The sequence below is a fragment of the Mesorhizobium sp. M1169 genome (assembly GCF_040318345.1).
GTDB lineage: Bacteria > Pseudomonadota > Alphaproteobacteria > Rhizobiales > Rhizobiaceae > Mesorhizobium.
Genome location: NZ_JAMYME010000019.1, coordinates 51,956 through 78,277, shown reverse-complemented (window position 1 = coordinate 78,277; position 26,322 = coordinate 51,956). Strand labels below are relative to the sequence as shown.

General features: G+C 63.6%; 24 protein-coding genes. 8 read left to right on the top strand and 16 right to left on the bottom strand.

Annotated elements, in window-relative coordinates:
* Genes NKH41_RS19375 through NKH41_RS19365 form a run of 3 tightly spaced genes read right to left on the bottom strand, consistent with a single transcriptional unit; the run spans position 1 to position 3,198 of the window.
* Positions 1 to 927 carry an ABC transporter permease gene (locus NKH41_RS19375; RefSeq protein WP_352501329.1) on the bottom strand — a complete coding sequence of 309 codons (927 nt, stop codon included), beginning with the start codon at positions 925 to 927 and terminating at the stop codon, positions 1 to 3.
* Positions 927 to 2,051, bottom strand: coding sequence for an ABC transporter permease (locus NKH41_RS19370; RefSeq protein WP_352501330.1), 1,125 nt, complete (start codon positions 2,049 to 2,051; stop codon positions 927 to 929). The genes NKH41_RS19375 and NKH41_RS19370 overlap by 1 nt, the downstream gene beginning before the upstream one ends.
* Before the next feature lie 19 nt (positions 2,052 to 2,070).
* A complete protein-coding gene (locus NKH41_RS19365) occupies positions 2,071 to 3,198 on the bottom strand; it encodes a BMP family ABC transporter substrate-binding protein (RefSeq protein WP_352769498.1) in 1,128 nt (375 codons plus the stop codon).
* Between the two features lie 322 nt (positions 3,199 to 3,520).
* On the opposite strand from NKH41_RS19365, the gene NKH41_RS19360 reads away from it, so the two are divergent.
* Entirely contained in the window at positions 3,521 to 4,180 is a 660-nt protein-coding gene (locus tag NKH41_RS19360; RefSeq protein WP_023677208.1) for a GntR family transcriptional regulator, read from the top strand.
* Between the two features lie 3 nt (positions 4,181 to 4,183).
* On the opposite strand, the gene doeB is transcribed toward NKH41_RS19360, so the two are convergent.
* The 10 genes from doeB to ehuR all read right to left on the bottom strand — a co-directional run bounded on the left by doeB (position 4,184) and on the right by ehuR (position 13,903).
* A complete protein-coding gene (gene doeB, locus NKH41_RS19355; protein WP_352769496.1) occupies positions 4,184 to 5,185 on the bottom strand; it encodes a N(2)-acetyl-L-2,4-diaminobutanoate deacetylase DoeB in 1,002 nt (333 codons plus the stop codon).
* Positions 5,186 to 5,190: 5 nt separating this feature from the next.
* Entirely contained in the window at positions 5,191 to 6,369 is a 1,179-nt protein-coding gene (gene doeA, locus NKH41_RS19350; RefSeq protein ID WP_352769493.1) for an ectoine hydrolase DoeA, read from the bottom strand.
* Positions 6,370 to 6,407: 38 nt separating this feature from the next.
* Positions 6,408 to 7,400 carry a cyclodeaminase gene (locus tag NKH41_RS19345; protein ID WP_352769491.1) on the bottom strand — a complete coding sequence of 331 codons (993 nt, stop codon included), beginning with the start codon at positions 7,398 to 7,400 and terminating at the stop codon, positions 6,408 to 6,410.
* Positions 7,397 to 8,389, bottom strand: coding sequence for a hydroxyectoine utilization dehydratase EutB (eutB, locus tag NKH41_RS19340; RefSeq protein WP_352769488.1), 993 nt, complete (start codon positions 8,387 to 8,389; stop codon positions 7,397 to 7,399). Before eutB ends, NKH41_RS19345 begins: the two co-directional genes overlap by 4 nt.
* Positions 8,390 to 8,399: 10 nt before the next feature.
* The gene (gene eutA / locus NKH41_RS19335) at positions 8,400 to 9,173 is read right to left on the bottom strand and encodes an ectoine utilization protein EutA (protein WP_352769485.1); all 774 of its coding nucleotides are present in this window, start codon (positions 9,171 to 9,173) and stop codon (positions 8,400 to 8,402) included.
* Positions 9,170 to 9,829, bottom strand: a complete 660-nt coding sequence (gene ehuD / locus NKH41_RS19330; protein WP_352635941.1) for an ectoine/hydroxyectoine ABC transporter permease subunit EhuD — start codon at positions 9,827 to 9,829, stop codon at positions 9,170 to 9,172. The genes eutA and ehuD overlap by 4 nt, the downstream gene beginning before the upstream one ends.
* A 16-nt stretch (positions 9,830 to 9,845) precedes the next feature.
* The gene (ehuC, locus tag NKH41_RS19325; RefSeq protein ID WP_352769482.1) at positions 9,846 to 10,505 is read right to left on the bottom strand and encodes an ectoine/hydroxyectoine ABC transporter permease subunit EhuC; all 660 of its coding nucleotides are present in this window, start codon (positions 10,503 to 10,505) and stop codon (positions 9,846 to 9,848) included.
* A gap of 187 nt (positions 10,506 to 10,692) precedes the next feature.
* Positions 10,693 to 11,544 (bottom strand): ectoine/hydroxyectoine ABC transporter substrate-binding protein EhuB, encoded by an 852-nt coding sequence (gene ehuB / locus NKH41_RS19320; protein WP_023677200.1) that lies wholly within the window; start codon positions 11,542 to 11,544, stop codon positions 10,693 to 10,695.
* A gap of 65 nt (positions 11,545 to 11,609) precedes the next feature.
* On the bottom strand, positions 11,610 to 12,395 hold the full coding sequence (ehuA, locus tag NKH41_RS19315) for an ectoine/hydroxyectoine ABC transporter ATP-binding protein EhuA (protein WP_023677199.1): 786 nt from the start codon (positions 12,393 to 12,395) through the stop codon (positions 11,610 to 11,612).
* A 122-nt stretch (positions 12,396 to 12,517) separates the two neighbouring features.
* Positions 12,518 to 13,903: a MocR-like ectoine utilization transcription factor EhuR gene (gene ehuR / locus NKH41_RS19310; protein ID WP_352769479.1), complete on the bottom strand. Its 1,386-nt coding sequence runs from the start codon at positions 13,901 to 13,903 to the stop codon at positions 12,518 to 12,520.
* Between the two features lie 82 nt (positions 13,904 to 13,985).
* On the opposite strand from ehuR, the gene NKH41_RS19305 reads away from it, so the two are divergent.
* The 5 genes from NKH41_RS19305 to NKH41_RS19285 all read left to right on the top strand — a co-directional run bounded on the left by NKH41_RS19305 (position 13,986) and on the right by NKH41_RS19285 (position 20,001).
* Positions 13,986 to 14,477, top strand: coding sequence for an Lrp/AsnC family transcriptional regulator (locus tag NKH41_RS19305; protein ID WP_352769476.1), 492 nt, complete (start codon positions 13,986 to 13,988; stop codon positions 14,475 to 14,477).
* A gap of 127 nt (positions 14,478 to 14,604) precedes the next feature.
* Complete coding sequence (locus tag NKH41_RS19300) at positions 14,605 to 16,098, top strand: NAD-dependent succinate-semialdehyde dehydrogenase (protein WP_352769473.1); 1,494 nt, start codon at positions 14,605 to 14,607, stop codon at positions 16,096 to 16,098.
* A gap of 35 nt (positions 16,099 to 16,133) precedes the next feature.
* Complete coding sequence (locus NKH41_RS19295; RefSeq protein ID WP_352769471.1) at positions 16,134 to 17,513, top strand: aspartate aminotransferase family protein; 1,380 nt, start codon at positions 16,134 to 16,136, stop codon at positions 17,511 to 17,513.
* Between the two features lie 9 nt (positions 17,514 to 17,522).
* Entirely contained in the window at positions 17,523 to 18,617 is a 1,095-nt protein-coding gene (locus NKH41_RS19290) for an alcohol dehydrogenase family protein (protein WP_352769468.1), read from the top strand.
* A 271-nt stretch (positions 18,618 to 18,888) separates the two neighbouring features.
* Complete coding sequence (locus NKH41_RS19285) at positions 18,889 to 20,001, top strand: nucleotidyltransferase family protein (RefSeq protein WP_352769465.1); 1,113 nt, start codon at positions 18,889 to 18,891, stop codon at positions 19,999 to 20,001.
* Between the two features lie 87 nt (positions 20,002 to 20,088).
* Here the strand turns inward: NKH41_RS19285 and NKH41_RS19280 are convergent, their stop codons facing one another.
* A complete protein-coding gene (locus tag NKH41_RS19280) occupies positions 20,089 to 21,465 on the bottom strand; it encodes an aspartate aminotransferase family protein (RefSeq protein WP_352473216.1) in 1,377 nt (458 codons plus the stop codon).
* 167 nt (positions 21,466 to 21,632) lie between these two features.
* Here NKH41_RS19280 and NKH41_RS19275 point away from each other — a divergent pair, with 167 nt between their 5' ends.
* Together NKH41_RS19275 and ftsZ are read left to right on the top strand one after the other, a co-directional pair.
* On the top strand, positions 21,633 to 22,751 hold the full coding sequence (locus NKH41_RS19275; RefSeq protein ID WP_352769464.1) for an NAD(P)/FAD-dependent oxidoreductase: 1,119 nt from the start codon (positions 21,633 to 21,635) through the stop codon (positions 22,749 to 22,751).
* A 219-nt stretch (positions 22,752 to 22,970) separates the two neighbouring features.
* Entirely contained in the window at positions 22,971 to 23,978 is a 1,008-nt protein-coding gene (gene ftsZ, locus NKH41_RS19270) for a cell division protein FtsZ (RefSeq protein WP_023677189.1), read from the top strand.
* Between the two features lie 43 nt (positions 23,979 to 24,021).
* Here ftsZ and NKH41_RS19265 read toward each other — a convergent pair whose 3' ends face one another.
* Entirely contained in the window at positions 24,022 to 25,038 is a 1,017-nt protein-coding gene (locus NKH41_RS19265; RefSeq protein WP_352769551.1) for a phosphotransferase family protein, read from the bottom strand.
* A gap of 7 nt (positions 25,039 to 25,045) precedes the next feature.
* On the bottom strand, positions 25,046 to 26,287 hold the full coding sequence (locus NKH41_RS19260; protein ID WP_352541731.1) for an acyl-CoA dehydrogenase family protein: 1,242 nt from the start codon (positions 26,285 to 26,287) through the stop codon (positions 25,046 to 25,048).
* Positions 26,288 to 26,322 lie beyond the last annotated feature (35 nt).

Sequence of the window (26,322 nt, the reverse complement as noted above, 5' to 3'; positions counted from 1 at the left end):
TCATTTGGTGATCGACAATTCGCCCGGCGCGCCGGCAAGCGAGCGGCTCGGCGACGAGGTGGCGATCATGATGATGAGCGTGAGGATGTAAGGCGCGGCGTAGAAGAGGTAGTAGCCCTGCGTGACCCCGACCGATTGCAACGCCGGGCCCAGCGCGCCCGCACCGCCGAACAACAGTGCCGCGGCAAAGCAGCCGAGCGGATTCCAGCGGGCGAAGATGACCAGCGCCACCGCCATCAGGCCCTGCCCCGACGAGATGCGTTCGGTCCAGCTGCCGGGATAATAGAGCGACAGATAGGCGCCGCCGATGCCAGCAAGCGCACCGCCGACACCTGTCGCAAGCAGGCGCACGGTGTTGGGATTGAGGCCCATGGCGCGCGCCGCATCGGAGCTGTCGCCGACGACGCGCACGATCAGGCCGGCGCGCGTATTGCGGAACGCCCACCATAGGAACACGGCAAGTGCGGCACCAATCAGGAACAGGATGTTGACGTTGAGCGCCGCCTGCACCTGCGGGATATCCGACCAGCCACCGAAGGCGATGGCCGGCAGGTCTGGTGCCGAGGGCTGGATGAACGGCTTGCCGAAGAAGAAGGCGAGGCCGGAGCCGAACAGCATCAGCGCGATGCCGATGGCGATGTCGTTCACCCCGCGGAATTTGCAGATCCAGCCGTGGAACAGGCCGAAGCAAAGACCGGCACCGGCGGCAGCCAGCACGCCGAGCCATGGCGAGCCGGTCATCACCGCGACGGCGTAGGCAGTCATCGCACCGAAGACCAGCGTGCCTTCGAGGCCAAGATTGATGCGGCCGGAGCGTTCGGTGATGGCTTCGCCGAGCGAGACGAAGATGAAGGGCGTCGAAACGCGGATGGCGCCGCCGAGAATGGCGAGCGGCACGCCCCACAGGCCGATCTCGGTCGCGTCCATCAGGAGCCTCTCTTCCACAGATCGGGATTGAAGACCTTGAAGCGGCCGTAAAAGGTTTCGCTGAACAGGATGACGACGAAGAGCATGCCTTGCAGCACCAGCACGGTGGCGTCGGGCAGGTCCATGCGGCGCTGGATCAGCCCGCCGGAAGCGCCGATACCGCCGAGCAGGAAAGCGACCGGGATGATGGCGAGCGGATTGTGGCGAGCGAGGAAGGCGACGAGGATGCCGGTATAGCCATAGCCGGCGGCGAGCGAGGCGTTGGCGCTGCCTTGCACGGCGCCGACCTCCAGCATGCCGGCCAGCCCGGCGAAGCCGCCGGCCAGCCCGGTGAAGCCGACGATCAGCGGCCCGACGGCAAGCCCTTGCACCTGAGCTGCCCTGACATTGCCGCCGGCAATGCGGGCGGCAAACCCCCAGCGCGTCTTTTCGATCAACAGCCAGGACAGGAGGCAGGCGAGAATGCCGACGACCAGGCCCCAGTGCACGTCCATGCCTGGAATGTTGCCGATGCGGTAGGCATCCGCCAGCGGCTCGGTCGAGGGTTTGTTGAGCGAAGCCGGATCGCGCAGAGGCCCTTCGACCAGATGGTTCATCAGCGCGATGGCGATATAGGCCATCAGCAGACTGGAGATGGTTTCGTTGACGGCGCGGTAGTGGCGGAGTGCGCCGACGGCACCGATCCAGATGCCGCCGGCGACCGCGCCCGCCACGCCCATCAGCAGGATGACCAGAAAAGCCGGCGCGCCATTCGCCGCGACGCCGATGGCGGCGGCGGCAACGCCGCCCAGCACGATCGCGCCTTCGCCGCCGATGACGACGAGGCCGAGCCGGGCCGGCAGCGCCACGCAGAGCGCTGCCAGTAAAAGCGGTGCTGCCCGCGACAGCGAGTTCTGGATCGAGAACCACGAGCCGAAGCCGCCGCGCCACATCGTCTCGTAGAGTTGCACCGGCGAATTGCCGACCAGCGCGATGAACACGCTGAACAGCGCCATGCCGACGATCAGCGCCGCGAGCGGTATGACGAAGGCTTCCGCCCGCCGCGCCGCCCATTCGAGCGCCGCCGGATAATTCCTGGCGCCAACCAGCGCCGGTGCGCCCGCAGTGCTGACCGTGTCTGCCATGGCCCGTCTCCGATCCGGTTCAGGCGGTCGAGCCGACGACGCCCTCGACCAGGTAGTCCATGCTTTCGAGTTCGAGCGCGGTCTCGGCGAAGGCCTGGCCTTCGGTCGCGACGACGACGCCCTTGTTGCTCTTCAGCGGACCCTTGATGACGGAAAAGCCGCCTTTCATCATTTCGGCCAGCGTGCCGTCGAACTGCTTGCGGGCGGCCTCGCCGACAGCGGGGCCGAGCGGGCTCATCTTGACGAAGCCGTCGGCCAGGCCGCCGCGCGTGAAATTGGGCAGCGGCGTGCCGGCCACCAGATCGTCGACGAACGTCTTGTAGACCTTGGCCCAGTTCCATTCCGCGCCGGTCAGGTATTTTTCCGGCGCCAGCGGGCTCTGGTTGGCATGATAGCCGCAGACGAAGGCGCCACGCCCGGCCGCCGTCTCGACCACCACCTTGGGGCTGTCGACATGGCAGGTGATGACGTCGGCACCCTGGTCGACCAGCGCATTGGTGGCCTCGGCCTCCTTGACCGCCAGCGACCACTCGCCGGTGAAGATCACCTGGCAGGTGATGGTCGGATCGACCGAGCGCGCGCCGAGCAGGAAGGAATTGATGTTGAGCAACACCTGCGGGATCGGCTTTGCCGCGACGAAGCCGAGCTTCTTGGTCTTGCTGGTGTGACCGGCGACGACGCCGTTCAGATACTGGCCCATGCCGATATAGCCGAAATAGGAACCGGCATTCATCGGATGCTTGTCCTTGTTCCACATGCCACCGCAATGGCGGAACTGCACGTCGGGGAATTTCGCGCACATGGCGAGCATGTGCGGATCGAAATAGCCGAACGAGGTCGGGAAGATCAGCGACGCACCGTCGAGATTGATCATCGATTCCATCGTCTTCTGCACGTCGACCGTCTCCGGCACGTTCTCCTCCTCGACGACGGAAATTCCTTCGATCCCCTTCAGCGTGGCGGCGCCTTCGGCATGCGCCTGGTTGTAGCCGTAATCGTCCTTTGGCCCGACATAGATGAAGCCGACGGTGGCCGTCGCGGCGAAGGCCCTGCTGATCGGAAACGATGCGGACGCAAGGCCGAGCGCCGCTCCGGCGGCGGAGGTCTTGAGCAGGTCGCGGCGGCTAAGCATGAATCTCTCGGACATTGAATGCTCCCTCTGTGGGGCCTTTGGGGCCGGTTAACACCTCAATGAAAAAAGTGTATGCAATCAGCATGCCAGTTTCAGAAATGAGATTTATTCTGCAATATCAATGAGTGTGCCGATGTGGGCTGCACAAAGCCGGAGCAATTGCATACACTTTTTGCCTCCAAAATCGCCAATTTGACATGAAGGCTAAAACATAGGCATACAGAGATGCAGAGGAATCGAAGCCGGTGAGTGGCTTACGGCTCTAGCGAAAAGACTGGACGGAGGAGACGTGTCGGGAAAGCGCAATTTGATCAGGTCGGGCACGACCGTCGATCAGATGGTGAGGGCGATCAGCGACCGGATCGTCACCGGTTTCCTGCGCCCGGGCGAAAAGCTCGACGAGGCCTCGCTAGCCGCCCGCTTCGACGTCTCACGCACGCCGATCAGGGAAGCGCTCAGCCGGCTCAGCGCCATGGGGCTGGTCGAAAGGCGGCCGAACCGCGGCGCCACCGTCGCCGTGGTGACGCAGGAGCACCTCGCCTCGATGTTCGAAAGCATGGCCGAGCTTGAAGCGATCTGCGCGCGGTTCTCGGCCGAGCGCATGACCGCTGGCGAGCGCCGCACGCTGGAGGCCGAGCACCAGGCGTCGGCGCGCTTCGTGCAGCTCGGTGCCGAAGAAGAGTATGAGCTCTTCAACACCGAATTCCACACCCGGCTCTATCGCGGCGCCCACAGCAAGCACATTTATGAACTGACCGTCATGACCCGTGGCCGGCTGGCGCCGTTCCGGCGCGCGCAATTCATGCTGCCCGGCCGGCTAGCCCAGTCGTGGCAGGAGCATGACGCCATCGTGACAGCAATCATGCGCGGCGACAGTGCGGCGGCCGGAACAGCCGCCAAGGATCATGTCTCGATCGTCAGCGAGGCGAGCGCCGTCTTTGCCATCGGCGATCGCCCCAAAGGCAGGACCGAGCCGTTCCCGACATCGGCTTCCTAACCATCAATCGACCAGCACGGCGACCACGGCAGCGCAGTCGCCGGCCTTGACCAGCCCCGGAAAATGCCGCGCCGCCAACAGACCGGACATTTTGGCCCGGATCTCCTGCGACGCGCCGCCGGTGCGGCCTATGGAATGGATACGTGCCAGCACCTGGTTCTCTGCCACCGGCTCGCCGAGATCGATCATGGTTTCGATCATCCCGTCGTCCTCGGCGAACGAGAAGCAATCGCCGGACGGCATGTCGAGCCAGCGGGTTGGCTGCATCTCGACCGCGCCGGCGACGATGCCGGCATGACGCAGCACGTTGAGCACGCCGCGACGTGCGATCCGCACCGTTTCCGCGCGCGAAGTCCCGCCGCCGCCAAGCTCGGTGGTGATGAACAGCTTGCCCATCTCTTCGGCGGCAGTGTCGAACATGCCGACCGCGTCGATCTCCAGCATTTTCATCGACCATGGTGCGGAGAAGGCTTCAACCGCAGCGAAACCCTTTGCTTCCAGCACCTTGTCGGGCCGGATGTGGGCGGCGCAGAACGGCACGAAGTCGAGCGTCTTGCCGCCGGAGTGGAAGTCGAGCGCGATGTCTGTACGGGGCAGAAGCTCGCGCTGGAAATAATCGGCGATCTTCTCGGTCACCGTGCCGTCGGGCCGGCCGGGAAAGCTGCGGTTGAGATTGCCCTTGTCGATCGGCGAGGTGCGCGTGCCGACGCGGAACGCCGGATAGTTCATTGCTGGCACGATGATGATCGTGCCGCTGACTTGCTTCGGGTTGAGCGTACGGGCGAGGTCATAGAGCGCCAGCGGCCCCTCGTACTCGTCGCCATGATTGCCGCCGGTGAGCAATGCGCTCGGCCCCTTGCCGTTGCGGATGACGCAGATCGGGATCATCACCGATCCCCAGGCGGAATCGTCGCGGCTGTAAGGCAGGCGCAGGAAACCGTGCTGCACGCCGTCGCGCTCGAAATCGACGGTCGGCGTGATCGGTGATGGGCGAAGGCTGGACATCGGGCTCAATTCTTCACCACCAGTTTGCGCGGCACATTCGCCAGGCACTCGACGCCCGTCTCGGTGATCAGGATGGATTCGGTGATTTCCAGCCCCATCGTTTCGAGCCACAAGCCGGTCATGAAATGGAAGGTCATACCGGGCTTCAACTCGGTGCGGTCGCCTGGACGCAGGCTCATCGTGCGCTCGCCCCAGTCAGGCGGATAGGAAAGCCCGATCGGGTACCCGGTGCGGTTGTCCTTGACGATGCCGTACCGCTTCAGCACCGCGAAGAAGGCGTTGGCGATGTCCTCGCATGTGTTGCCGGGCTTGGCGGCGGCAAGTCCCGCCTCCATGCCTTCCAGCGTCGCCTTTTCGGCATCGAGGAATTCCTGCGTCGGTTTACCAAGGAACACTGTCCGCGACAGCGGGCAGTGATAGCGGTTGTAGCAGCCTGCGATCTCGAAGAAGGTGCCCTCGCCCGATTTCATCGGCCGGTCGTCCCAGGTCAGATGCGGCGCCGATGCGTCGGCGCCCGACGGCAGCAGCGGCACGATCGCCGGATAGTCGCCGCCGATGCCGTCGACGCCGCGCGTGCCGGCATCGTAGATCTCGGCGACCAGGTCGCATTTGCGCATGCCGACCTCGATCTTGTCGACGATGCGCTGGTGCATCGCTTCCACGATGCGGGCGGCCTTGCGCATGTAGTCGATTTCGGTCGGGCTCTTCACCGCGCGCTGCCAGTTGACGAGTGCCGTGGCGTCGACGAAGCGGGCATAGGGTAAGTGCTTCTGCAGCGCTGCGAAGGCAGCGGCCGAGAACCAGTAATTGTCCATCTCGACGCCGATGCTGAGCTTGCCCCAGCCGCGATCGGCGAACACGCTGGACAGAAAATCCATCGGATGGCGCTCGGTCGACTGCACATAGTGGTCGGCATAGCCGATGATGTTGTCGTGCGCGAGATAGGCGGTGCGCTTGGCGCCGTTGGCGTCCTGGCCGCGCCCGTACCACACCGGCTCGCCCGACGGCGGCACGATGACAGCCTGATGCACATAGAACGACCAGCCGTCATAGCCGGTCAGCCAAGCCATGTTGGACGGATCGCTGACGACGAGCAGATCGATGCCCTTGGCTTCCATGGCCTTCCGCGTCTTGGCGAGGCGCTCCGCATATTCGCCGTGCGAGAATTTCAAGTTGGGCTGCATTGTTCTTGGTCCTCGTTTGTTGGGCCTTGCGGCCAGCATCAGCTTTCGAAAATCGTACCGGTCTTGGCCGCACGCGCACGGTCGCGGGCGAGCGTGGCGATCGCCGTGTCCTGCACGCCGGTGCCGGTCAGGTCGGCGATGGTGATGTCGCTGTCCGAGCGCCGGCCGTGCCTTTCGCCGGCGATGATGTGGCCAAGCTCGGTGATTTCGGCATCGGACGCCATCACGCCCGCCGCGATAGCATGGTGCAGTTCGCCCAATCGGCGCGTCTGTTTGGCGCTATCGGCGACGTAGAGATCGGCCATGCGCAGGATCGCCGGCGCGATCTCGTTCTTGTGCTCGGCATCCGAGCCCATGGCAGTGATATGCTGGCCGGCGGAGACGAAGCCGGCCTTGATCAGCGGCTCGGTCGACGGCGTCGTGGTGACGATGATGTCGGCATCGGCCGCAGCCTTTGCCGCGTCGGGCTCGGCGTGAACGGCGATGCCCAGTCTTTCGGACAATGCGTCGGCCGCGGCTTCGGCCTTGCCGGCATCCCTTGCCCAGATGCGGGCTTTGGTGATCGGCCGCACCAGCATCAGCGCCTCGAGCTGCAGTCCGGCCTGAACACCGGCGCCGAAGATCGCGGCAACGGAGGAACCCGGCCGCGACAGATGCTTGGCGGCAACCGCGCCGGCCGCCGCCGTGCGGATGTCGGTGAGATAGCCATTGTCGAGCAGCAGCGCCTCGACCAGACCGGTTTTCGCCGACAGCAGTACCATCATGCCGTTGACGCTGGGCAGGCCGAGCTTCGGATTGTCGAAGAAGCCGGGGCTGATCTTGATGGCAAAACCGTCGATGCCCGGTACATAGGCGGTCTTGACGTCGACCTCGCCGCGATGCTCGGGAATGTCGAGCCTGAGGATTGGCGGCATCGCCACCGGCAAGGTGGCGAGCGCGCGAAACGCGTTCTCGACGCAGGCAACGGCATCGAGATCAAGCTTCACGATCTTGCGCAATTCAGCTTCGGTGAGGATCGTCATCCGGCTCATGCTGCGCTCTCCGCAATTGCTTCGCCGCAGATGATCTTGCGGTGCAGTGTCATATCGATGTTGCGGCCGGACAGCACGAGCACCGTCGGGCCGCTCGCCCTGATCTTGCCGGCAAGCACGGCTGCGATGCCGACCGCGCCGGCGCCTTCGACGATCTCGCGCTCCTGCTCATAGGCATGCCGGATGCCGGCGGCGATCTCGTCCTCGCTGAGCAGGATCACATCGTCGAGCAGGTCGCGGCACATGGAAAAGGTCAGCCGGTTGTCGAGGCCTATGCCGCCGCCGAGGGAATCGGCCAGCGTCGGCAGTTCCTCGACCAAAACCGGATGTCCGGCGTCGAGGCTCGCCTTCATCGCCGCACCGCGCGCCATTGAAACGCCCATCACCTTCGTCGCCGGGCTGACGCCCTTCACGGCAGCAGCGACGCCAGCCGCCAGCCCACCGCCGGAAAGCGGCACCAGCACCAAGGCGGCGTCCGGAACCTGTTCGATGATCTCCAGCCCGAGCGTGCCTTGCCCGGCGACAATGGCAGGATGGTCGAAGGGCGGCAGCATGATCAGCCCCTCTTCCGCGACCAGCCGTTCGACCTCCCGCTGCGCATCGTCCTGGCTGTTGCCGACGATACGGATCTCGGCGCCGAGCCGACGGATCTCGTCCAGCTTGTTCTGCGGCACCAGCCGCGACATGCAGATCGTCGCGTGGATGCCTTGCAGTCGAGCGGCATAGGCAAGCGCCCGGCCGTGGTTGCCGGTCGAGGCAGCGACGACGCCACGCGCCCTCTCCTCGTCTGTCAGCGAAGCGATAGCGTTCGAGGCACCGCGCAGCTTGAAGGCGCCGGTGGTCTGCCGATGTTCGAGCTTGAGATAAACAGGAGCGCCCAAGTGCTGGGAAAGACTCCGGGAAGTGACGGTCGGCGTACGCTCGACCTTGCCTGCGATGCGCTCGCGCGCGGCGCGGATGTCGGAGAGGCTTATCCTGGACGTGGTCATGGCTCTGCAATCAGTTCAACGGCAGCGTCATCAGACGGCCGAATTCAGGACGCGGCTCGTCGTCGTCGCAAAGCCGCAGGCAATTCCAGGCTGTCGCCTGGTTGCTGGTGACGACAGGACGGCCGATGGCTTCTTCCATACCGACAACTGCCGCCGCGGACCGCAGTGCCGTGCAGGAGACAAACAGCGCGTCCGAGTGTTCGGCCGTCGCCTCGCGAGCCAGATCGACCAAGGATTTCGGCGCAATCCGCGCCATCTCGCGATCATCCTCGAAGCCGAGGCAAGTGAAGCTGACGATTTCGAAACCATGCTCGGTGAAATAGGCCGCCATCGGCCGGCTGGTCTCGATCGTATAAGGGGTAAGAATGCTGATCGTCCTGGCGCCTAGCGCCTTCAGGCCGCGCACCCCGGCCATCGGCGGCGTAACCACCGGCACGCCGGGTTTGGCGGCCTGCACCGCGGCCTCGATCTCGGCATCGCCGATCACGACGGAGGCCGAGGTGCAGGAATAGCAGATCGCGTCGAGCGGCTCGTCAGGAAGGATCAGGGCCGCGGCCGCCGTCAGTGACGGCTGCATCTTGCGCAAATTGTCCGGCGTCGTCGGGTTGGCGTAGGGGATGCGCGCGACATAAACGCCGATGCGGTCGCTTGCCACCATGCGGTGAAAATCCGGTTCGCTCGTGTGGTCGGTGGCAAGGATGATCAGGCCTACCCGCTTTTCCAGCGGACGCGCGTCGAGCGGCGGCCGGGCCGAATGCAGGCGGATTTCGGGTGCAGCGCTCATCTTTCGATCCGCCCATAACGGTGTTCCAGCCAGCGCAGCAGCACTACCGAGAACAGGCTGATGGCGAGGAAGAAGGCGCCGACCAAGGTGATCGGTTCGATATACCGGTAATAGGTATTGGCGACGCTCTTGGCCTGGTTCATCAGTTCCAGCACGGTGATCGCCGACAGCAGCGGCGTCTCTTTGAACATGGCGATGAAATAATTGGCAAGCGCCGGGATCATCGGCGGAATTGCCTGCGGAATGATGATGTGCGTCCAGGTCTGCGTGGCGTTCAGATTGCAGGCCTTGGCCGCTTCCCATTGGCCGCGCGGCACATTGTCGATGCCGGCGCGGTAGACCTCGGCCGTGTAAGTGCCGTAATGCAGTCCGAGACCGATGACGCCCGCCACCAACGGCGGCAACAGGATGCCAAAATCCGGCAGCACGTAGAAGATGAAATAGAGCTGCACCAACAGCGGCGTGCCACGGATGAACTCGGCAAGGAAACCGACGGTGCGCGACAGAGCCCTGTTCGGCGACCGGCGCGCCAACGCGATGCCCAGTCCAATGATGGCCGCCAGTACCGAGCCGAGCAGCGTCGCCAGGATGGTGATCTTCACCCCCTCGATCAGCGTCGGCAGGATCTGCCGGACAAAATCCCAATCCCATTCCATTAGCAGGGCCGATCCATCATACGCGCACCCCGTCGAGGCCACGCGCCATGCGGCGTTCCAGCGACCGCACGCCCCATGAGATGAGCAGCGCCAGGACGAAATAGATGACGAGGATGGTGCTGAACGGCACCAGAGTATTGCCGGTCTGCGAGCGCACCACCTGCGCCTGGAAGGTCAGGTCGGCGAGCGAGATTAGCGAAACGACGGCGGTGGCCTTGAGCAATTCAATGGCGTTGTTGCCAAAGGTTGGCAGCATCACCAGAAGCGCCTGCGGCAGTATGATATGGCGCATGGCTTGCCAGCGGCCGAGATTGAGGGCGGTGCAGGCCTCATATTGTTCGCGGCCGATCGACTTGACGGCGCCACGCACCACTTCCGCCGCATAGGCGCCGACATTGAGGCCCAGCGCCAGCACGCCGGCCTGCAGCGGCGTCAGCGAAATGCCGGCAAAAGGCAGCACGAAATAAGCCCAGAACAGCTGCACGAAAATCGAGGTGCCGCGGAAGAACTCGATATACGCGGTGGCCAGCGCGCGTAGCACGAAAAACCGCGACAGCCGCCCCAGTCCGGCAAGAAAAGCCATGATCAAGGCCAGCACCGACCCCATCAGCGTCAGCTCGATGGTGACAAGCGCTCCTTGCAATATCAGGCCGAAATAGCCGGACCATTGGGTCATTGGGTCGAAAGTTTCCGCGTTGAATGTCTAGCGACACGTTGGTTCCAGCGTCCTTCTCCCCGTTCACGGGGAGAAGATGCCGGCAGGCAGATGAGGGGCAGCGCGAACCAACCGGAGTATGGCGCCGCCCCTCATCCGGCCCTTCGGGCCACCTTCTCCCCGTGAAAGGGGAGAAGGAAGAACGCACCTACTTCGCCGAGCAGAGCTTGTCGCGGCTCGTCGACATTGCCGCCGCCGCCGAGAAGCCGTAAGGCTCGATGATCTTGGCGAACTCGCCGGACTTCTTCAGTTTCGCCAGCTCGACATCATAGGCGTCGCGCAGCGCTTCGTCGCCCTTCTTGAAGGCCGCGCCGTCGCAATAGACCGGCGCACCGACCACCGGCGCGATGACTTCGAGGTTCGGATCATTGGCTTTCTTGACCAGGTCGTTGATCGACAGCACGGGCAGCGAATAAGCATCGATGCGGCCGTCCTGCAGCATCTTCAGGCCGCTCTGGCCGTCCGGCACGACGATGACGCGCTCGCGCGGCACACCTGCGGTGAGCGCCAGCTTCTCTTCGGTGCCGCCACCCGGTGCGCCGATCGTGGCGCTCGCGTCCTTCGCGACGTCCTCGTAGCTCTTGAAACCCTTCGGGTTGCCCTTCTTCACCAGCATCGCCTCGGCGTCGCACAGCACCGGTTCCGAATAGGCGACCGCAGCACAACGTTCCGGCTTCATGAACAATCCGGCGGTGACGACGTCGAAACGGCCGGCCTGCAGGCCGGGAATCATCGCGCCATATTCCGAGATCGAGGCGACGATATCGTTGACGCCAAGGCGCTTGAAGATTTCACGGGCAACGTCAGGCGCCGCACCCGAAACCTTGCCGTCGGCAGCGACCGCCGTATAGGGCGGCTCGTTGGCGATGGCGACGCGGGCAAAGCCTTGCGCCTTGAGCTCTTCGAGCTTGCTGTCATCGGCCGAGCCGGCCGTCGAGGCGGCCAGCACCGCCGTCAGCGCGATACCGGCGACGCCGGCCAAAATGGCAAATTTCTTCATTGTTCCCAACTCCTTGTTTGTCTGTCTTCTTGGCTTGCTTGAGGCGTCGCCGCCTCGCATGGCAGTCAGACCCGATGTCCGGCCGCAATGATCTTCTTCAGGAAACCTTGCGTGCGCTCCTGTTTGGGATGGCGGAAAATCTCGTCGGGCTTGCCCTCCTCGACTATTCTGCCGCGATCGAAGAACAGCACCCGGTCGGCGAAGTCATGGGCGAAACCCATCTCGTGGGTGACCAGCAGCATGGTCATGTCGGTCTCGGCGGCGAGCTTGCGCATGACGTTGAGCACCTCGTCGACGAGCTCAGGGTCGAGCGCCGAGGTGACCTCGTCGAACAGCATGATTTTCGGCGACAGCGCCAGCGCCCGCGCAATCGCGACGCGCTGCTTCTGGCCGCCTGAAAGCTGCGCCGGCATCGCTTTGGCCTTGTCGACCATGCCGACCATGTCGAGCAGTTCCATCGCCCGCTTTTCGGCGGCGGCCCGCGGCACGCCTTTGGTCAGCATCGGTGCCAGCGTCACATTGTCGATGACACATTTGTGCGGAAACAGATTGAACAGTTGGAAGACCATGCCGATCTTCTGGCGCATCTTTGCCAAATGCCGTTCATCGGCCGTCAGCAGCCGGCCGTTACGCTCCATGTGGTACAACTGTTCACCGTCGACTTGGATGTGGCCGCTGTCGATACGCTCTAGCGTCATCAGGATGCGCAGGATCGTCGTCTTGCCCGAACCCGATGGACCGATCAGTGCCAGCTTCTCGCCGGGCATGACTTGCATCGAGAGGCCGTCCAGCACCTTGAAGGTGCCGAAGCTTTTCGAAATACCGTCGATCTTGATGATGGGCGCCGACAATGAATTTCCCGTGCTGGAGAAGCTATGCCTTTAACGATGCGGATCGCGGCAAATCATGTCAATCAAGAAAATCATATCATGACAATATTTCGAACTCCGCACAATTCCCCGCCATTTGTTCCCTAGATGGCAAGCAGGAGATGCTCGGGATCGCCGAGCAGAAGCTTGGTGACAACGCCGAGACCGGCACGCAGTTCCCCCTCCGTGGTCGAGCCAAGCGAAATCCGGACAGCTGGATGCCAAGGCATCTGCGAAATGCGAAACGACGTACCGGGCGCAATCGCCACGCCCTGCAGGCGCGCCTGGGACACAAAGCTTTCCTCGCCGCGATCCTCGGGCAGTTGCAGCCAGACATGCAGCCCGTCGCGATGAGCCCGATAGTCCACTCCGGCAAGCACCTCGGCGGCTATGTCCAGACGCCGCCGCAAAGCCAGGCGCTGCCATCGCACGAGTTCCATCGCGGTGCCGTCGGTCACCCATTTGGTGGCGATCTCGGCCACCAACGGCGTCGCCATCCAGTTCGAGACGAGATGGCGATTGGCGACCGCGGCGACATAACGATCGGGCGCCGCGAGATAGCCGATGCGCAGGCCCGGCACCACGATCTTGGTAAAGGAGGTGACGTAGAGCGTGCGCTCGGGCGCGAAGGCGGCTACCGGCGGCGGCCTGTCCTCGACCAACGGGCCGAGGACGTCGTTTTCGATAACGGCGATGTCGTGCCTGCGCGCCACCGCAGCGATCTGCTCGCGCCGGGCGGCATCCATCAGCGTTGCCGTCGGGTTGATCACCGAGGGCTGCACGAACACGGCGCGGATGTCGGACAGCCGACAGGCCTCGTCCAGCGCTTCCGGGATCAGCCCATTGTCGTCGATCGGCAAACCCTCGAGGTTGAAGCCGAGATAACGCGCCAGCGGGATCAGCGTGTGGTGACCGATCGCCTCGGTGGCGACGGTCGAACCGGGCGGCGCTACGCTCATCAGCGCTACCGTCATACCGGCGGTGGCGCCGTTGGTCAGGCTGATGTTCTGCGGCGACGCGTCGAGGCCGCAGAGGCGTAGCCACTCGACACCCACCGCACGGTGGCGTGGGAACACCATGTTCGGCCTGAACGACAGCGCCGAGCTCGACGGCAGGTTTTCGGCGAGCCAGCCCAGTGCCTGCCTCAGCCGCTCCAGATGCATCGGTTCGCAGACCGGCTTCAGGATGGAGAGATCGATGACCTCGCCCAGCCGCTCCGGCAGATAGGGCGGCTCCGGCTCGCGGCGCTGCGTCTGCACGAAGCTGCCGCGGCCGATCTCGCCGGACACCAGCCCGCGGCGGATCAATTCCTCATAGGCGCGGCTGACCGTCTGCACGGAAAGTTGCAGATCGTCAGCCAACTGCCGGTGCGTCGGCAAGCGCGCGCCATTGGCCAGGCGCCCGTCATGGATGGCGCGCGCGAACTGGTCGGCGAGCGATTGATAGGCCGGCCGCCGGATAAGAGCGGGATCTGGTCGCCAAAATGTCATGACTTATTAGAGATCGAAATCAGTGCAATTGACAATCGAAATAATGCGCCGTCATGGTGTCCGGCACTAGAAGTGGACGATCATGGCTGCAGCGAAACTCGATCCGATCGATCTGAAAATACTCGACGCCATCCAGCGCGACGGGCGCATCACCAAGCTGGCGCTGGCCGAGAAAGTCGGCCTGTCGCCGACGCCGTGCTGGATGCGGCTGCGCAAGCTGGAAAAGGCCGGCATCGTCTCGGGCTACCATGCCAGGATCGCCATGCGCGCCATCTCGCCGGTCGCTACCGTGCTGATGGAGGTGACGCTTGCCAGCCATCGCCAGGCCGATTTCGACCGTTTCGAGCGCGTCATCCGCGACATCCCCGAGATCGTCGCCTGCTGGTCTGTCGGCGGCGGCGTCGATTACCTGCTGAAGGTGATGGCGCGCGACATCGACGCCTATCAGCGGCTGGTCGACACTCTGCTCGAGCGGGAGATCGGCATCGACCGCTATTTCACCTATATCGTCACCAAGACGGTGAAGGAGGAGAGTGTGCTGCCGGTGGCGGACCTGTTGCCGACATCTTCCTGATATCGGAGAGATCGTCTGCCCGCTCGGTGCAATAGAGACAATCTCTCTACGTGCAGGCACGCAAACAGCCTCTCTGTTTGCGCGGCAGAGATAGTCTTGCGGCATCACCCGAACCGGGAGCCCGATGATGTCCGCACATTTTGCCCGCTCGCAGCGCCATGAAGCACTTGACCGCCTCGCCGACCGACGGCTGCTGCGCGAACTCGCCTATGTCGCTGGCCACTGGACGGCGAGCGAGACCGCGGAGAGTTTCGAGGTGACCGATCCGGCCACCGGATCCACCGTCGCTTTCGTTGCCGCGCTCGATGCCCGGCAGACGACATTGGCGATCGATGCGGCATCGCGCGCCTTTCCTGCCTGGCGCGCATTGCTGCCGCAGGAACGGTCGAAAATCTTGCGAAAATGGTTCGATCTGATCGTCGCCGCCAAAAATGACCTGGCCCTGCTGATGACGCTCGAACAAGGCAAGCCGCTGAAGGAATCGCGCGGCGAGATCGACTACGCAGCCTCTTTTGTCGAGTGGTATGCCGAGGAGGCCAAACGTCTCAACGCCGAAAGCGTCACCAGCCATTTGCCAAATGCCGAGATGGTGGTGCGACGCGAACCGCTCGGTGTCGTCGGCGTCGTCACGCCGTGGAATTTTCCAGCGGCCATGCTGACCCGCAAGGCGGCTGCCGCCCTTGCCGCCGGCTGCACCATCGTCGCGCATCCTTCCTCGGAAACGCCGCTGTCGGCACTGGCGCTGGCCGAGCTTGGCGAACGTGCCGGCCTGCCGGCTGGCGTGTTCAACGTCCTCACCGGCAGGGCTTCGACCATCGTCGGGCGGATGTGCGAAGACCCGCGCGTTCGCGCCATGAGCTTCACCGGCTCGACCGAGATCGGCAGGCTGATTGCCGCGCAAAGTGCGCCGACGATGAAGCGTCTGGTGATGGAACTTGGCGGGCATGCGCCGCTGATCGTCTTTGCCGACGCCGATCTCGACAAGGCGGTGAGAATAGCCGTCGACGCCAAATTTGCCACCTCCGGCCAGGACTGCCTCGCCGCCAACCGCATCTATGTCCAGCGTCCGCTCTACGATCGGTTCTGCGCTGCTTTCGCCAAACGCGTCGAGGCATTGCGGACCGGCAATGGCCTCGCTGAGGACACCGAAATCGGACCCTTGATGCACGAACGCGCCGTCAAGAAGGTCGAGGAGCAGGTGGCCGATGCGCTCGCCAAAGGCGCGCGTTGCCTGACCGGCGGCAAGCGCCATCCTGCCGGGCCGCTGTTCTACCAGCCGACGCTGCTGGCCGATGTTGACGACGACGCCCTGATCATGCGCGAGGAGACCTTCGGTCCGGTTGCGGCCGTGACGCCCTTCGACAGCGAAGAGGAAGTCGCCGCCCGCGCCAATGCCACCGAGTACGGCCTGGTCGCCTATGTCGTCACTGAAAACGGCGGCCGGCAATTGCGCATGGGCCGCGCGCTCGACTATGGCATGGTCGCCATCAATCGCGTCAGGATCACCGGCGCGCCGATCCCGTTCGGCGGCGTCAAGCAGTCCGGCATCGGCCGGGAGGGCTCGCGTCACGGGCTCGAAGCCTTTACCGATCTCAAATATCTCTGCCTGGACGTGGCCTAGAACCGCGCCCGACACTTTTCCTCAGGAGTAAAAAGATGCTCGACCAGTCAAACGAACTCGCCGCCTGGGACCGCGATCACTTCTTCCATCCCTCGACCCATATGGGCACGCATGCACGGGGTGAATCGCCGACCCGCATCATCGCCGGCGGCGAAGGCGTCACCATCTGGGACAATAACGGTCGCAAGAGCATCGATGCTTTCGCCGGCCTCTACTGCGTCAATGTCGGCTATGGCCGTCAGAAGATCGCCGACGCCATCGCCGCACAGGCCAAGAACCTCGCCTATTATCACGCCTATGTCGGGCACGGCACCGAGGCGTCGATCACGCTTTCCAAGATGATCATCGACCGCGCGCCGCAGGGCATGTCGAGGGTCTATTTCGGGCTCTCCGGTTCCGACGCCAACGAAACCAACATCAAGCTGATCTGGTACTACAACAACGTGCTCGGCCGGCCGGAGAAGAAGAAAATCATCTCGCGCTGGCGCGGTTATCACGGCTCCGGCATCATGACCGGATCGCTGACCGGCCTCGACCTGTTCCACAACGCCTTCGACCTGCCGCGTGCGCCGGTCCTGCACACCGAGGCGCCCTACTACTTCCGCCGTGCCGACCGCTCGCTGAGCGAGGAGCAGTTTTCGCAACACTGTGCCGACAAGCTCGAGGAGATGATTCTCGCCGAAGGGCCGGAGACGGTCGCCGCGTTCATCGGTGAGCCTATCCTCGGCACCGGCGGCATCGTGCCGCCGCCGGCCGGCTACTGGGAGAAGATCCAGGCGGTGCTGAAGAAATACGACGTGCTTCTGGTTGCCGACGAGGTCGTCACCGGCTTCGGCCGGCTGGGCACCATGTTCGGCTCCGACCACTACGGCATCAAGCCCGACCTGATCACGATCGCCAAGGGCCTGACCTCGGCCTATGCGCCGCTGTCGGGCGTCATCGTGTCAGACAAGGTCTGGCAGGTGCTGGTGCAGGGTTCAGACAAGCTCGGCTCGCTCGGTCATGGCTGGACCTATTCGGCGCATCCGATCTGCGTCGCCGCCGGCGTCGCCAACCTGGAACTGATCGACGAGATGGACCTGGTGCGGAACGCCGGCGAGACCGGCGCCTATTTCCGCGCCGAGCTGACGAAAGCCGTCGGCGGCCACAAAAACGTCGGCGAGGTGCGCGGCGACGGCATGCTGGCGGCGATCGAGTTCGTCGCCGACAAGAACGATCGCGTATTCTTCGACGCCTCGCATAAAATCGGGCCGCAGGTCGCGACCACCCTTGCGGCAAGCGGCGTCATCGGCCGGGCCATGCCGCAGGGCGACATTCTCGGTTTCGCGCCGCCGCTCTGCCTGACGCGGCAAGAGGCCGATATCGTCGTGTCGAGGACGGCCGACGCGGTGAAGAGCGTGTTTGCAAATATCTGAAGAGCCGACATGAATGCCATGACCAAGACCCTCCCCGCCACCATGGCCGCCGTGCAACTGATCGGGCACGGCGGACCGGAAAAGCTCGTCTACCGCACCGACGTGAAAGTGCCCTCGCCCGCCCGGGGCGAGGTGCTGGTCAAGGTCACCGCTTGCGGCATGAACAACACCGACGTCTGGGTGCGCCAGGGCGCCTATGGAACGGAGGAGGATGCCGCCGCTGTGTCGACCTGGCGTCGTCGGGGCAATACGCTGAGCTTCCCGCGCATCCAGGGCACCGACACGGTCGGCAACATCATTGCCGTCGGCGACGGCGTGTCGCCGACCCGCATCGGCGAGCGGGTGATGGTCGATTTCTCCATCTACAATCGCGACGACGATTCACTCGCCGACATCGACTATATGGGCCACGGCCGCGACGGCGGCTATGCCGAATATCAGGCGGTGCCGGCAGAGAATGCCCATGTCGTCGATACCGATCTCAGCGATGTCGAGCTCGCCACTTTCTGCTGCGCCTATCTCACCGGCGAACAGATGCTGGAACGCGCAGCATTGAAGGCCGGTGAGCGCGTGCTGGTCACCGGCGCCTCGGGCGGCGTCGGCTCCGGCATCGTGCAGTTGGCGCGGGCACGCGGCGCCATTCCCTATGCGGTTGCCGGCAAGGGCAAGGAACAGGCCGTGCGTGACATCGGCGCCGAGGCGGTGATCACCCGTGGCGTGGCCGACCTGCCGGCAGCCGTGAACGAGGCGACCGGCGGGCGGCCAATCGATGTGGTCGCCGACCTGGTCGGCGGCGCCATCTTCAATGACCTCTTGCGCATCTTGAGGCCGGAAGGCCGCTATACCACGGCCGGCGCGATCGCCGGCCCGGTCGTCCAGCTCGACCTGCGCACCATGTACCTGAAACAGCTCCAACTGCATGGCTCGAGCCAAGGCACGCGGGCGGATTTCCGCCGCATCGTGCGTTACATCGAGGACAAGAAAATCCGGCCGCTGGTCGGCGGCGTCTACCGGCTCTCCGATTTCCATCGCGCCCAGGCCGATTTCATCGCCAAGGATTTCGTTGGCAAGCTGGTCGTCGTGCCGGATGCGTCGCCAAAATAGCGCGTCGACCAAAAACGCCTATGACAGGCTCGGGCCGTTCGCGAACGCGGTGAGGTCGAGCGCCACATCCAAGCAGCGTTTTCGTGATGGCTTTGTTTATCTGAATGAGCAAAACCCATTCTGATTTGGCTGCACGCCGGCAACAAGGATTCCTGACCCTCTCCTGCGGTGTTATAGGTTTTCGCGATTTTCTTATAACTCCCGCTTGCGTCCCTTGAGGTCATGCCGCTATAAGAGAACCGCATTTTTCTTATAACCGGAGCCGCCTGACATGAAGACGGTCGACCTCGTTTACCGCACGATGTATGCGGAACTCGCCCAGCGATCCTTGGACGCAGTCTTCGAAACGGATTTCCCTACGACGGGCAATCTCGTCAAGGTGCCCGTCAAGGGCAAGGTATACTGGTATTTCGAGGAAACGCAGCCGACGAAGACGCGACGGTATGTCGGGCCTGACAGCGATCCCGAGATTGCAAAACGCGTTGAATCCTTCCGTCAGATCAAGGACGACCTCCGCGCCCGCAGGAAGCTGGTATCCACGCTCGTGCGCGAGGCAGGGCTGACAGAACCCGAAAGGTTCACCGGGGATGTCGTCGAGGCGCTGGGGAAGGCTGGCATCTTCCGCTTACGCGGCGTCCTGGTCGGCACAGTCGCCTTTCAGTCCTACGCGGGCTATCTGGGCGTGAAGCTGCCCGGTGCAGCGTTGCAGACGGGCGATGCAGACTTCGCCCTATTCCGTTCCGTGTCGGCCGCGGTCGAGGACAGCCTGCCGCCCATCCTCGAAATCTTGAGGGAGATCGACCCAACCTTCAGGGAAATCCCTCACAGATCAGATCCCGGACACGCGACGCAATTCGAGAACGCAGTCCGATACAAGGTCGAGTTCCTTACACCGAACACGGGCAGCGATGACTACGCCGATCATGCAACCTCGATGACGTTTTTGGGCGGTGCATCCGCGCAGCCTCTTCGGTTTCTCGATTTCCTGATCCACGAACCAATCAGAACTGTGCTGCTGCATCGATCGGGAGTGCCTGTCGTGGTACCGTCGCCCGGACGATATGCGGTTCACAAGCTGATCGTTGCCTCGCGCCGACAGAACAACGCAAACGGCGTGGGCAAGCGGGAAAAGGATGTCCACCAGGCAGCACTTCTGGTCGAGGCACTGGAAGCTACCCGTCGCCAGGACGATCTCGCCATCGCGTTTTCGGAAGCGTGGGACAGGGGGAAACATTGGCGTGAAGCGATACAAAAAGGACTTGGCTTGATTCCCCAGAAACAGCGTGGCGACGTCGAGACGACGATCGTCAATGCACTTTCAGGAATCGGCGAGGAACTGGAAGGATTCAGCGGCTCATCTGCGAAAACAAAGCACGGAGACTAAACGGCAGCAACGGGTGTGGAGGGTAACCTTCTGCCAGCCGTCGCCGAGGCGTTTTTGTTTTCAGGTTTCAAAATCGACTTTGCCTATTCAGCTCTGCGATCGGACCTGCTTGGCGGCAGCCTCGAGCGACCGTTCAAACGCGTCGATCACCTGGTCGACCTGCGGCTCGGTGATGATCAGCGGCGGGCAGAAAGCCAGCGCATCGCCCATATTGCGCGAGATGACGCCGTTCTGCTGCATGAAGCCGTTGACGAGCCCGCCCAGTTCACTGGTCTTCCCCCACGGCGCCTTGTTCGCCTTGTCGCCGACCAGTTCGACCGCCGAAATCAGGCCGATGCCGCGCACCTCGCCGACAAGCGGGTGCGAAGCGAGCGTGCGCAGCCGCTTCAGCATATGCGCGCCGACCGCACGCGCATTGCCGACAAGGTCGCGCTCCTCGATCAGCTTCAGGTTCTCGAGCGCGACCGCTGCCGCAACAGGATGGCCGCCGCCGGTGAAACCGTGGCCGAAGGTGCCGATACGGTTGCTTTCGTCGGCGATCGGCTCGAATACCTTGTCATTGATCAGCAGGGCTGAGATCGGCAGGTAGGACGAAGAGATCTGTTTCGATAACACCATGATGTCGGGCCTGATGCCGAAGGTCTGCGAGCCGAACATCTCACCAGTTCGGCCAAAGCCGCAGATCACCTCGTCGGCGATGAGCAGGATGTCGTATCTCGACAGGACCGCCTGTATCTTCTCCCAGTAGCCCGCCGGCGGTACGATGACGCCGCCGGCGCCCATGATCGGTTCGCCGAAAAAGGCGGCGATGGTTTCCGGTCCTTCGGCGAGGATCAGCTTTTCCAGTTCGTCGGCAAGCCGCGTCGAAAACAGCTCCTCGCTTTCACCCGGCAGCGCCTCGCGCCAATGGTGCGGCGTCGAGGTATACAGCACATTGGCAATCGGCAGGTCAAAGGAAGTGTGGTTGTTGGGCAGTCCGGTCAGGCTTGCCGAGGCGATGGTGACGCCGTGATAGCCCTTCTTGCGGCTGATGATCTTCTTGCGCGCCGGCTGGCCGAGCGCATTCGACCGGTACCAGATCATCTTCATGGCCGTATCGTTGGCCTCGGAGCCGGAATTGGTGAAATACGCCTTGCTCATCGGCACCGGCGCCATCTGCACCAGTCTCTCGGCGAGATCGATCAGCGGCGAATGCGATTTGGAGCCGAAATCGTGATAGTAAGGCAGCTTCGACATTTGCCGTACTGCCGCATCGACCAGCCGCTTCTCCGAAAAGCCGACCGCGACGCTCCAGAGCCCCGCCATCGCCTCGATATAGCGGTTGCCGGCAAGGTCCTCGACATAGATGCCGTCGCCCTTCTCGATGACGAGCGGCCCCGACTCCTGATGCTTGCGCGCATTCGTATAGCCATGCATGTGAAAGCTTATGTCGCGGGCTTCGGGTGAATTCGGTCGTGCGTCCATGACGGCTCCTGATGCTGCACGCGGAACAGTCCTGCCGCCGGTCCGGCTCGGCAGGTCCCCGTGCGTTATGCCGTTTGATGCATCTTTCTCGAACGGTATAGTGTCAAGCGCTTTCGGCAGGGCCAGCGGATGGATGGACGCATGCAGAACTTCGGCTTGACCTAACCGTGGACCATGTCGACTGCATTGTCGCCGGCGCCGGCGTTGTTGGCCTGGCGATCACGCGAGAGATGGCGCAGCGCGGCATCGATACGCTGGTCCTGGAAGCCGAGAACGCTATCGGCACCGGGACAAGCTCGCGCAATTCCGAGGTCATCCATGCCGGCCTCCACTATCCGGTTGGATCGCTGAAAGCCCGGTTCTGCGTGGCCGGCCGGGAAAGACTCTATCGCTATTGCGAGGAGCGGGCGGTCCCACACGCGCGCTGCGGCAAGCTCATCGTTGCCACAAGTGCCGAACAGGAGCCGGTGCTCGCCTCAATCCGGGCCAATGCACGCGCTTGCGGCGCCGGCGACCTGTTGCGCTTGAGCGAAGCCGAGGCGCATACGCTGGAGCCCAGCCTTAAGTGCACGGCGGCGCTGCTGTCGCCCGCCACCGGCATCATCGACAGCCATGCCCTGATGCTCGCCCTGTTGGGCGACGCCGAGGAGCACGGGGCGGCACTTAGTCTCAACACGCGCATCGCCTCCGGCCGCATCGAAGCAGGCCGCGTCGTGCTCGAGACGGTGGACGCTGCCGGCGGCGAGCGCTTCGAGATCGCCACTCCGCGTTTCGTCAATGCCGCCGGGCTTGGCGCCGCAGCACTTGCCGGTTCGCTTGAAGGGCTCAATCAGCAATTCGTGCCAAAGCTCCATTATGCCAAGGGCAATTATTTTTCGGTGGCCGGACGGGCGCCGTTCTCGCGATTGGTCTATCCGGTGCCCGAACCCGGCGGGCTCGGTGTTCATCTGACACTCGACCTTGATGGCGTCGCCCGCTTCGGGCCGGACGTCGAATGGACCGATCAACTCGACTACCGCGTCGACCCGGCTCGTGGCGAGCGCTTCTACAGCGAGATCCGCAAATACTGGCCGGACCTGGCCGATGGCAGCCTGCAACCCGCTTACAGCGGCATCCGGCCAAAACTGTCCGGTCCCGGTGAGGCCAATGCCGACTTCGTCGTCCAGGACGTGGCGGTGCACGGCGTGGATAGCCTGGTCAACCTGTTCGGCATCGAAAGCCCCGGCCTGACCTCCTGCCTGACGATTGCCGACCATGTCGCGCAGTGCCTCGCGCCGAAGTTGTAGCGTGCGGCGCCCCGCCGCGATCTGCACTGTATCAAGGCGCATCGCGTGAACTTTCAGTCGCAAGTCGCCTATGAGGCACATCGCGCACTTGCAGCCCGCTCCGCGCTCTGATTCCCTGCATTCTGGGCTGTCCTGATTCGCACTGCCCGGTTCAGAGTTTTCGCAGTGCGCCCGGGACAAGCTTCCAGCGACCACTCGGCGTATCCAGGGAGAACGGCAATGAACACCGCGACGAGGCCGGTAATCTCGGAGATGAGGCCCAAGATCACCGTCGTCGGGGTCGGCGGCGGCGGCGGCAACGCCGTCAACAACATGATCGCCGAAGGCCTGCAGGGCGCGGAATTCATCGTCGCCAACACCGATGCCCAGGCCCTTGCCATGTCGAAGGCAACGAGGCTGATCCAGTTGGGCGCTCATATCACCGAAGGTCTCGGCGCCGGGTCCCTGCCCGAGGTCGGCCGTGCCGCGGCCGTGGAATCCATCGACGAGATCATGGATCACCTTGCTGGAACGCACATGTGCTTCGTGACCGCCGGCATGGGAGGCGGAACCGGCACTGGTGCCGCGCCTGTTATAGCGCAGGCAGCGCGGGCAGCCGGAATACTGACCGTTGCCGTCGTCACCAAGCCATTCGTCTTCGAAGGCAGGCGCCGCATGTACGCTGCCGATGAGGGCATCGAGCGCCTGCGCGAAAGCGCCGATACCGTCATCGTCATTCCCAACCAGAACCTGTTCAGGATCGCCGACGCCAGAACCACGTTCGCCGACGCCTTCGCCATGGCCGACCGGGTCCTCTATGCGGGTGTCGGCTGCATCACCGATCTGATCGTCAAGGAAGGCCTGATCAATCTCGACTTCGCCGATGTGAAGTCGGTGATGCGCGACATGGGCCGCGCCATGATGGGAACCGGCGAAGCCGCCGGAGAAGGCCGCGCCAAGAAGGCAGCGGAAGCGGCAATCGCCAACCCGCTGCTCGACGAAGCCTCGATGATGGGCGCCAAGGGCGTCCTTGTCTCGATATCGGGCGGCATGGACATGACGCTGTTCGAGGTCGACGAAGCCGCTACCCGCATCCGCGAGGAGGTCGACAACGATGCCGACATCATCGTCGGCGCCATCTTCGACAAGGCACTCGCCGGAAAATTCAGGGTGTCGGTCGTGGCGACCGGCTTGCGGCGTGGCCTGGAGATCCCACTGCTTGCCGAACCGGAAGTTCGCATGAACTGAACGCGTATCGCTGCAACTCGCTCAGCCGACTGCCAGCCTCGCGTCACCAGGGCCGCGCGCCGTCGATGACTTCCACGGCGCGTACAGCAAAACAGCCGGCCAGCGGTGCCACATCCGCCGCATCGGCCGCAACCGCGCTGCCGGCCAGCACGCGGTCGGCGATGCCGACGAAGATCACGGCAAAGCGGAACATGGCAAACACCAGATGGAACCGCTGCAGCGGTGCCGTCGGCACGGCGTAGGCGAAGTAATGATCGAGGAATTCGCGCTGTGTCGGAATACCGAGGGCTGCCTGATCAAGGCCGAGGATGCCGCCATATTCGTCCGATGAGGAATGCCAGGGCATCGAGCAGAAGCCGAGATCGGCAAGCGGATGGCCGAGGGTCGATAACTCCCAGTCGAGTATGCCGATCACCTCGGGCCGCTCGGGATGGAAGATGAGATTGCCGAGACGGAAATCGCCATGCGCGATCGAAACGTGGCCATCATCTGGCGGAAGATGTCGCGGCAGCCATTCGGCGACGGCTTCGAGCGCGGCAATGCGCTCGCTCGGCGATTCCCGCAACTGTCTGGTCCAGCGCGCGATCTGTCGCTCAAAATAGTTCCCGGGACGGCCATAGTCGCCGAGCCCAACCTCTTCCGGCCGGACGGCGTGCAGCTTTGCCAGCGCCTCGGCCATGCCGAAATAGATGCCGCGCCGCTCGTCTGGCGTCAGTCCCGGCAACGCGCCATCGTGGAACACCCGGCCGTCGAGCCGCTGCATCAGATAGAACGGCGTGCCGAGCGGCTCGTCGCCGTCGTGATAGAGCACCGGCCGCGGCACCGGCACCTTTGTCGATGCTAGCGCCTCGATCACCCGGTACTCGCGATCGACCGCATGAGCGCCGCGCAGGATCGGTCCCGGAGGTTTCTTGCGCAGAACCATGCGGCGGCCGCCATAGTCGACGAAATAGGTCGGGTTGGATTGGCCGCCGACGATCCGCTCAAGCGACATTTGGCCATCGCCAAAATGCGCTCTCAGAAAATCCTCCAGGCGTACCGGATCGAAATCCATCCTCATTGCCGGCTCAGCGGTTCCCGCCGCGACCTGTTTCGTCTTGTCTGCCGGCTTCGACATGCCAGCGCCAGAAGCCCGCACCTTCCTCGTTGAGAAAGCGGTTGAGCACCATCTTGTGGACCTCGTCGGCGCCGTCGACCAGGCGAGCCTGGCGGGCGTAGCGGTAAATCCATTCGAGTACAGTGTCTTTCGAATAGCCGCGGGCGCCGTTGATCTGGATCGCCACGTCGGCGGCGTCATGCAGCACGTTGGCGACCTGGATCTTGGCCATGGAGACCTCCTTGCGGGCAAAGCCACCGCGATCGAGCTCCCAGGCCGCCTTCATCACCAGCAGCCGCCCGATCTCGATGCGCATGGCAAGGTCGCCGAGCATCAGCTGGATACTCTCACGGTCGGCCAAAAGCTGCCCGAAACCGCTACGCTCGGCGGCATAGGCGCGCGCGATCTCGATGCAGCGCTTGGCAAGACCGAGCCAGCGCATGCAATGGGTGAGCCGCGCCGGACCGAGCCGGACCTGGGTAACCCGGAGGCCGCTGCCTTCGCCGGCAAGCACGTCCTCGACCGGGACTTCCAGGCCGTCGAACTCCAGCTCGCAATGGCCGCCATGTTCTTCCGGTCCCATGATTTCGATGCGCCGCACGATCCGCCAGCCCGGCTGGTCCTTGTGGAACAGCAAGGCCGAAAGGCCGTGACGCGGATCGTCCGAAGTGCGCGCAATGAGAATGAAGTGGCTCGCCTCTTGCGCGCCGGTGATGAACCATTTGCGGCCTGTGACGACATATCTGTCGCCACGCCGTTCGGCTCTGGTCATGATCATCGACGGGTCGGAGCCGCCGCCCGGGTGCGGTTCCGTCATTGCGAAGGCCGAGCGCACCTTGCCCTCGACGATCGGTTTCAGCCATCTTTGCTTCTGCTCAGGCGTTCCCAACCCTTCCAGCATCATCATATTGCCATCGTCGGGGGCCGCGGAATTGAACACGACCGGACCGAAGATCGAGCGGTTCATCTCTTCATAGCAGACGGCCATATCCACCTTGGAAAGGCCGGCCCCGCCGGTCTCGGGTTTGAGCTGCAGGCACCACAGGCCGGCTGCTTTCGCCTTGCCGCGCAGCGTTTCAAGCAGCGGCAGCGCAATATTGCCATGGCCGTCATAGCAAGCCTTGTCAGCCTCGAGCGGCAGGATTTCGCGCTCGACGAAATCGGCGATCCGGCTGCGGAAGGCCTCGGTTCGGACGGAAATGTCGAAATTCATGGCGCTCACAAGGATGAAACGAGATGCCGCCATCG

Excerpts from the sequence above, each read along its gene's own strand:
- NKH41_RS19285 (WP_352769465.1), top strand. The coding sequence starts at position 18,889 with ATGAAGACGGTCGACCTCGTTTACCGCACGATGTATGCGGAACTCGCC.
- NKH41_RS19265 (WP_352769551.1), bottom strand. The coding sequence starts at position 25,038 with ATGAGGATGGATTTCGATCCGGTACGCCTGGAGGATTTTCTGAGAGCG.
- NKH41_RS19295 (WP_352769471.1), top strand. The coding sequence starts at position 16,134 with ATGCTCGACCAGTCAAACGAACTCGCCGCCTGGGACCGCGATCACTTC.
- NKH41_RS19305 (WP_352769476.1), top strand. The coding sequence starts at position 13,986 with ATGGCTGCAGCGAAACTCGATCCGATCGATCTGAAAATACTCGACGCC.
- NKH41_RS19365 (WP_352769498.1), bottom strand. The coding sequence starts at position 3,198 with ATGTCCGAGAGATTCATGCTTAGCCGCCGCGACCTGCTCAAGACCTCC.
- NKH41_RS19260 (WP_352541731.1), bottom strand. The coding sequence starts at position 26,287 with ATGAATTTCGACATTTCCGTCCGAACCGAGGCCTTCCGCAGCCGGATC.
- NKH41_RS19280 (WP_352473216.1), bottom strand. The coding sequence starts at position 21,465 with ATGGACGCACGACCGAATTCACCCGAAGCCCGCGACATAAGCTTTCAC.
- ehuR (WP_352769479.1), bottom strand. The coding sequence starts at position 13,903 with ATGACATTTTGGCGACCAGATCCCGCTCTTATCCGGCGGCCGGCCTAT.
- NKH41_RS19375 (WP_352501329.1), bottom strand. The coding sequence starts at position 927 with ATGGACGCGACCGAGATCGGCCTGTGGGGCGTGCCGCTCGCCATTCTC.
- NKH41_RS19345 (WP_352769491.1), bottom strand. The coding sequence starts at position 7,400 with ATGAGCCGGATGACGATCCTCACCGAAGCTGAATTGCGCAAGATCGTG.
- eutA (WP_352769485.1), bottom strand. The coding sequence starts at position 9,173 with ATGAGCGCTGCACCCGAAATCCGCCTGCATTCGGCCCGGCCGCCGCTC.
- NKH41_RS19300 (WP_352769473.1), top strand. The coding sequence starts at position 14,605 with ATGTCCGCACATTTTGCCCGCTCGCAGCGCCATGAAGCACTTGACCGC.
- ehuD (WP_352635941.1), bottom strand. The coding sequence starts at position 9,829 with ATGGAATGGGATTGGGATTTTGTCCGGCAGATCCTGCCGACGCTGATC.
- doeB (WP_352769496.1), bottom strand. The coding sequence starts at position 5,185 with ATGTCCAGCCTTCGCCCATCACCGATCACGCCGACCGTCGATTTCGAG.
- doeA (WP_352769493.1), bottom strand. The coding sequence starts at position 6,369 with ATGCAGCCCAACTTGAAATTCTCGCACGGCGAATATGCGGAGCGCCTC.
- ftsZ (WP_023677189.1), top strand. The coding sequence starts at position 22,971 with ATGAACACCGCGACGAGGCCGGTAATCTCGGAGATGAGGCCCAAGATC.
- ehuB (WP_023677200.1), bottom strand. The coding sequence starts at position 11,544 with ATGAAGAAATTTGCCATTTTGGCCGGCGTCGCCGGTATCGCGCTGACG.
- eutB (WP_352769488.1), bottom strand. The coding sequence starts at position 8,389 with ATGACCACGTCCAGGATAAGCCTCTCCGACATCCGCGCCGCGCGCGAG.
- NKH41_RS19360 (WP_023677208.1), top strand. The coding sequence starts at position 3,521 with ATGGTGAGGGCGATCAGCGACCGGATCGTCACCGGTTTCCTGCGCCCG.
- NKH41_RS19290 (WP_352769468.1), top strand. The coding sequence starts at position 17,523 with ATGAATGCCATGACCAAGACCCTCCCCGCCACCATGGCCGCCGTGCAA.
- NKH41_RS19370 (WP_352501330.1), bottom strand. The coding sequence starts at position 2,051 with ATGGCAGACACGGTCAGCACTGCGGGCGCACCGGCGCTGGTTGGCGCC.
- ehuC (WP_352769482.1), bottom strand. The coding sequence starts at position 10,505 with ATGACCCAATGGTCCGGCTATTTCGGCCTGATATTGCAAGGAGCGCTT.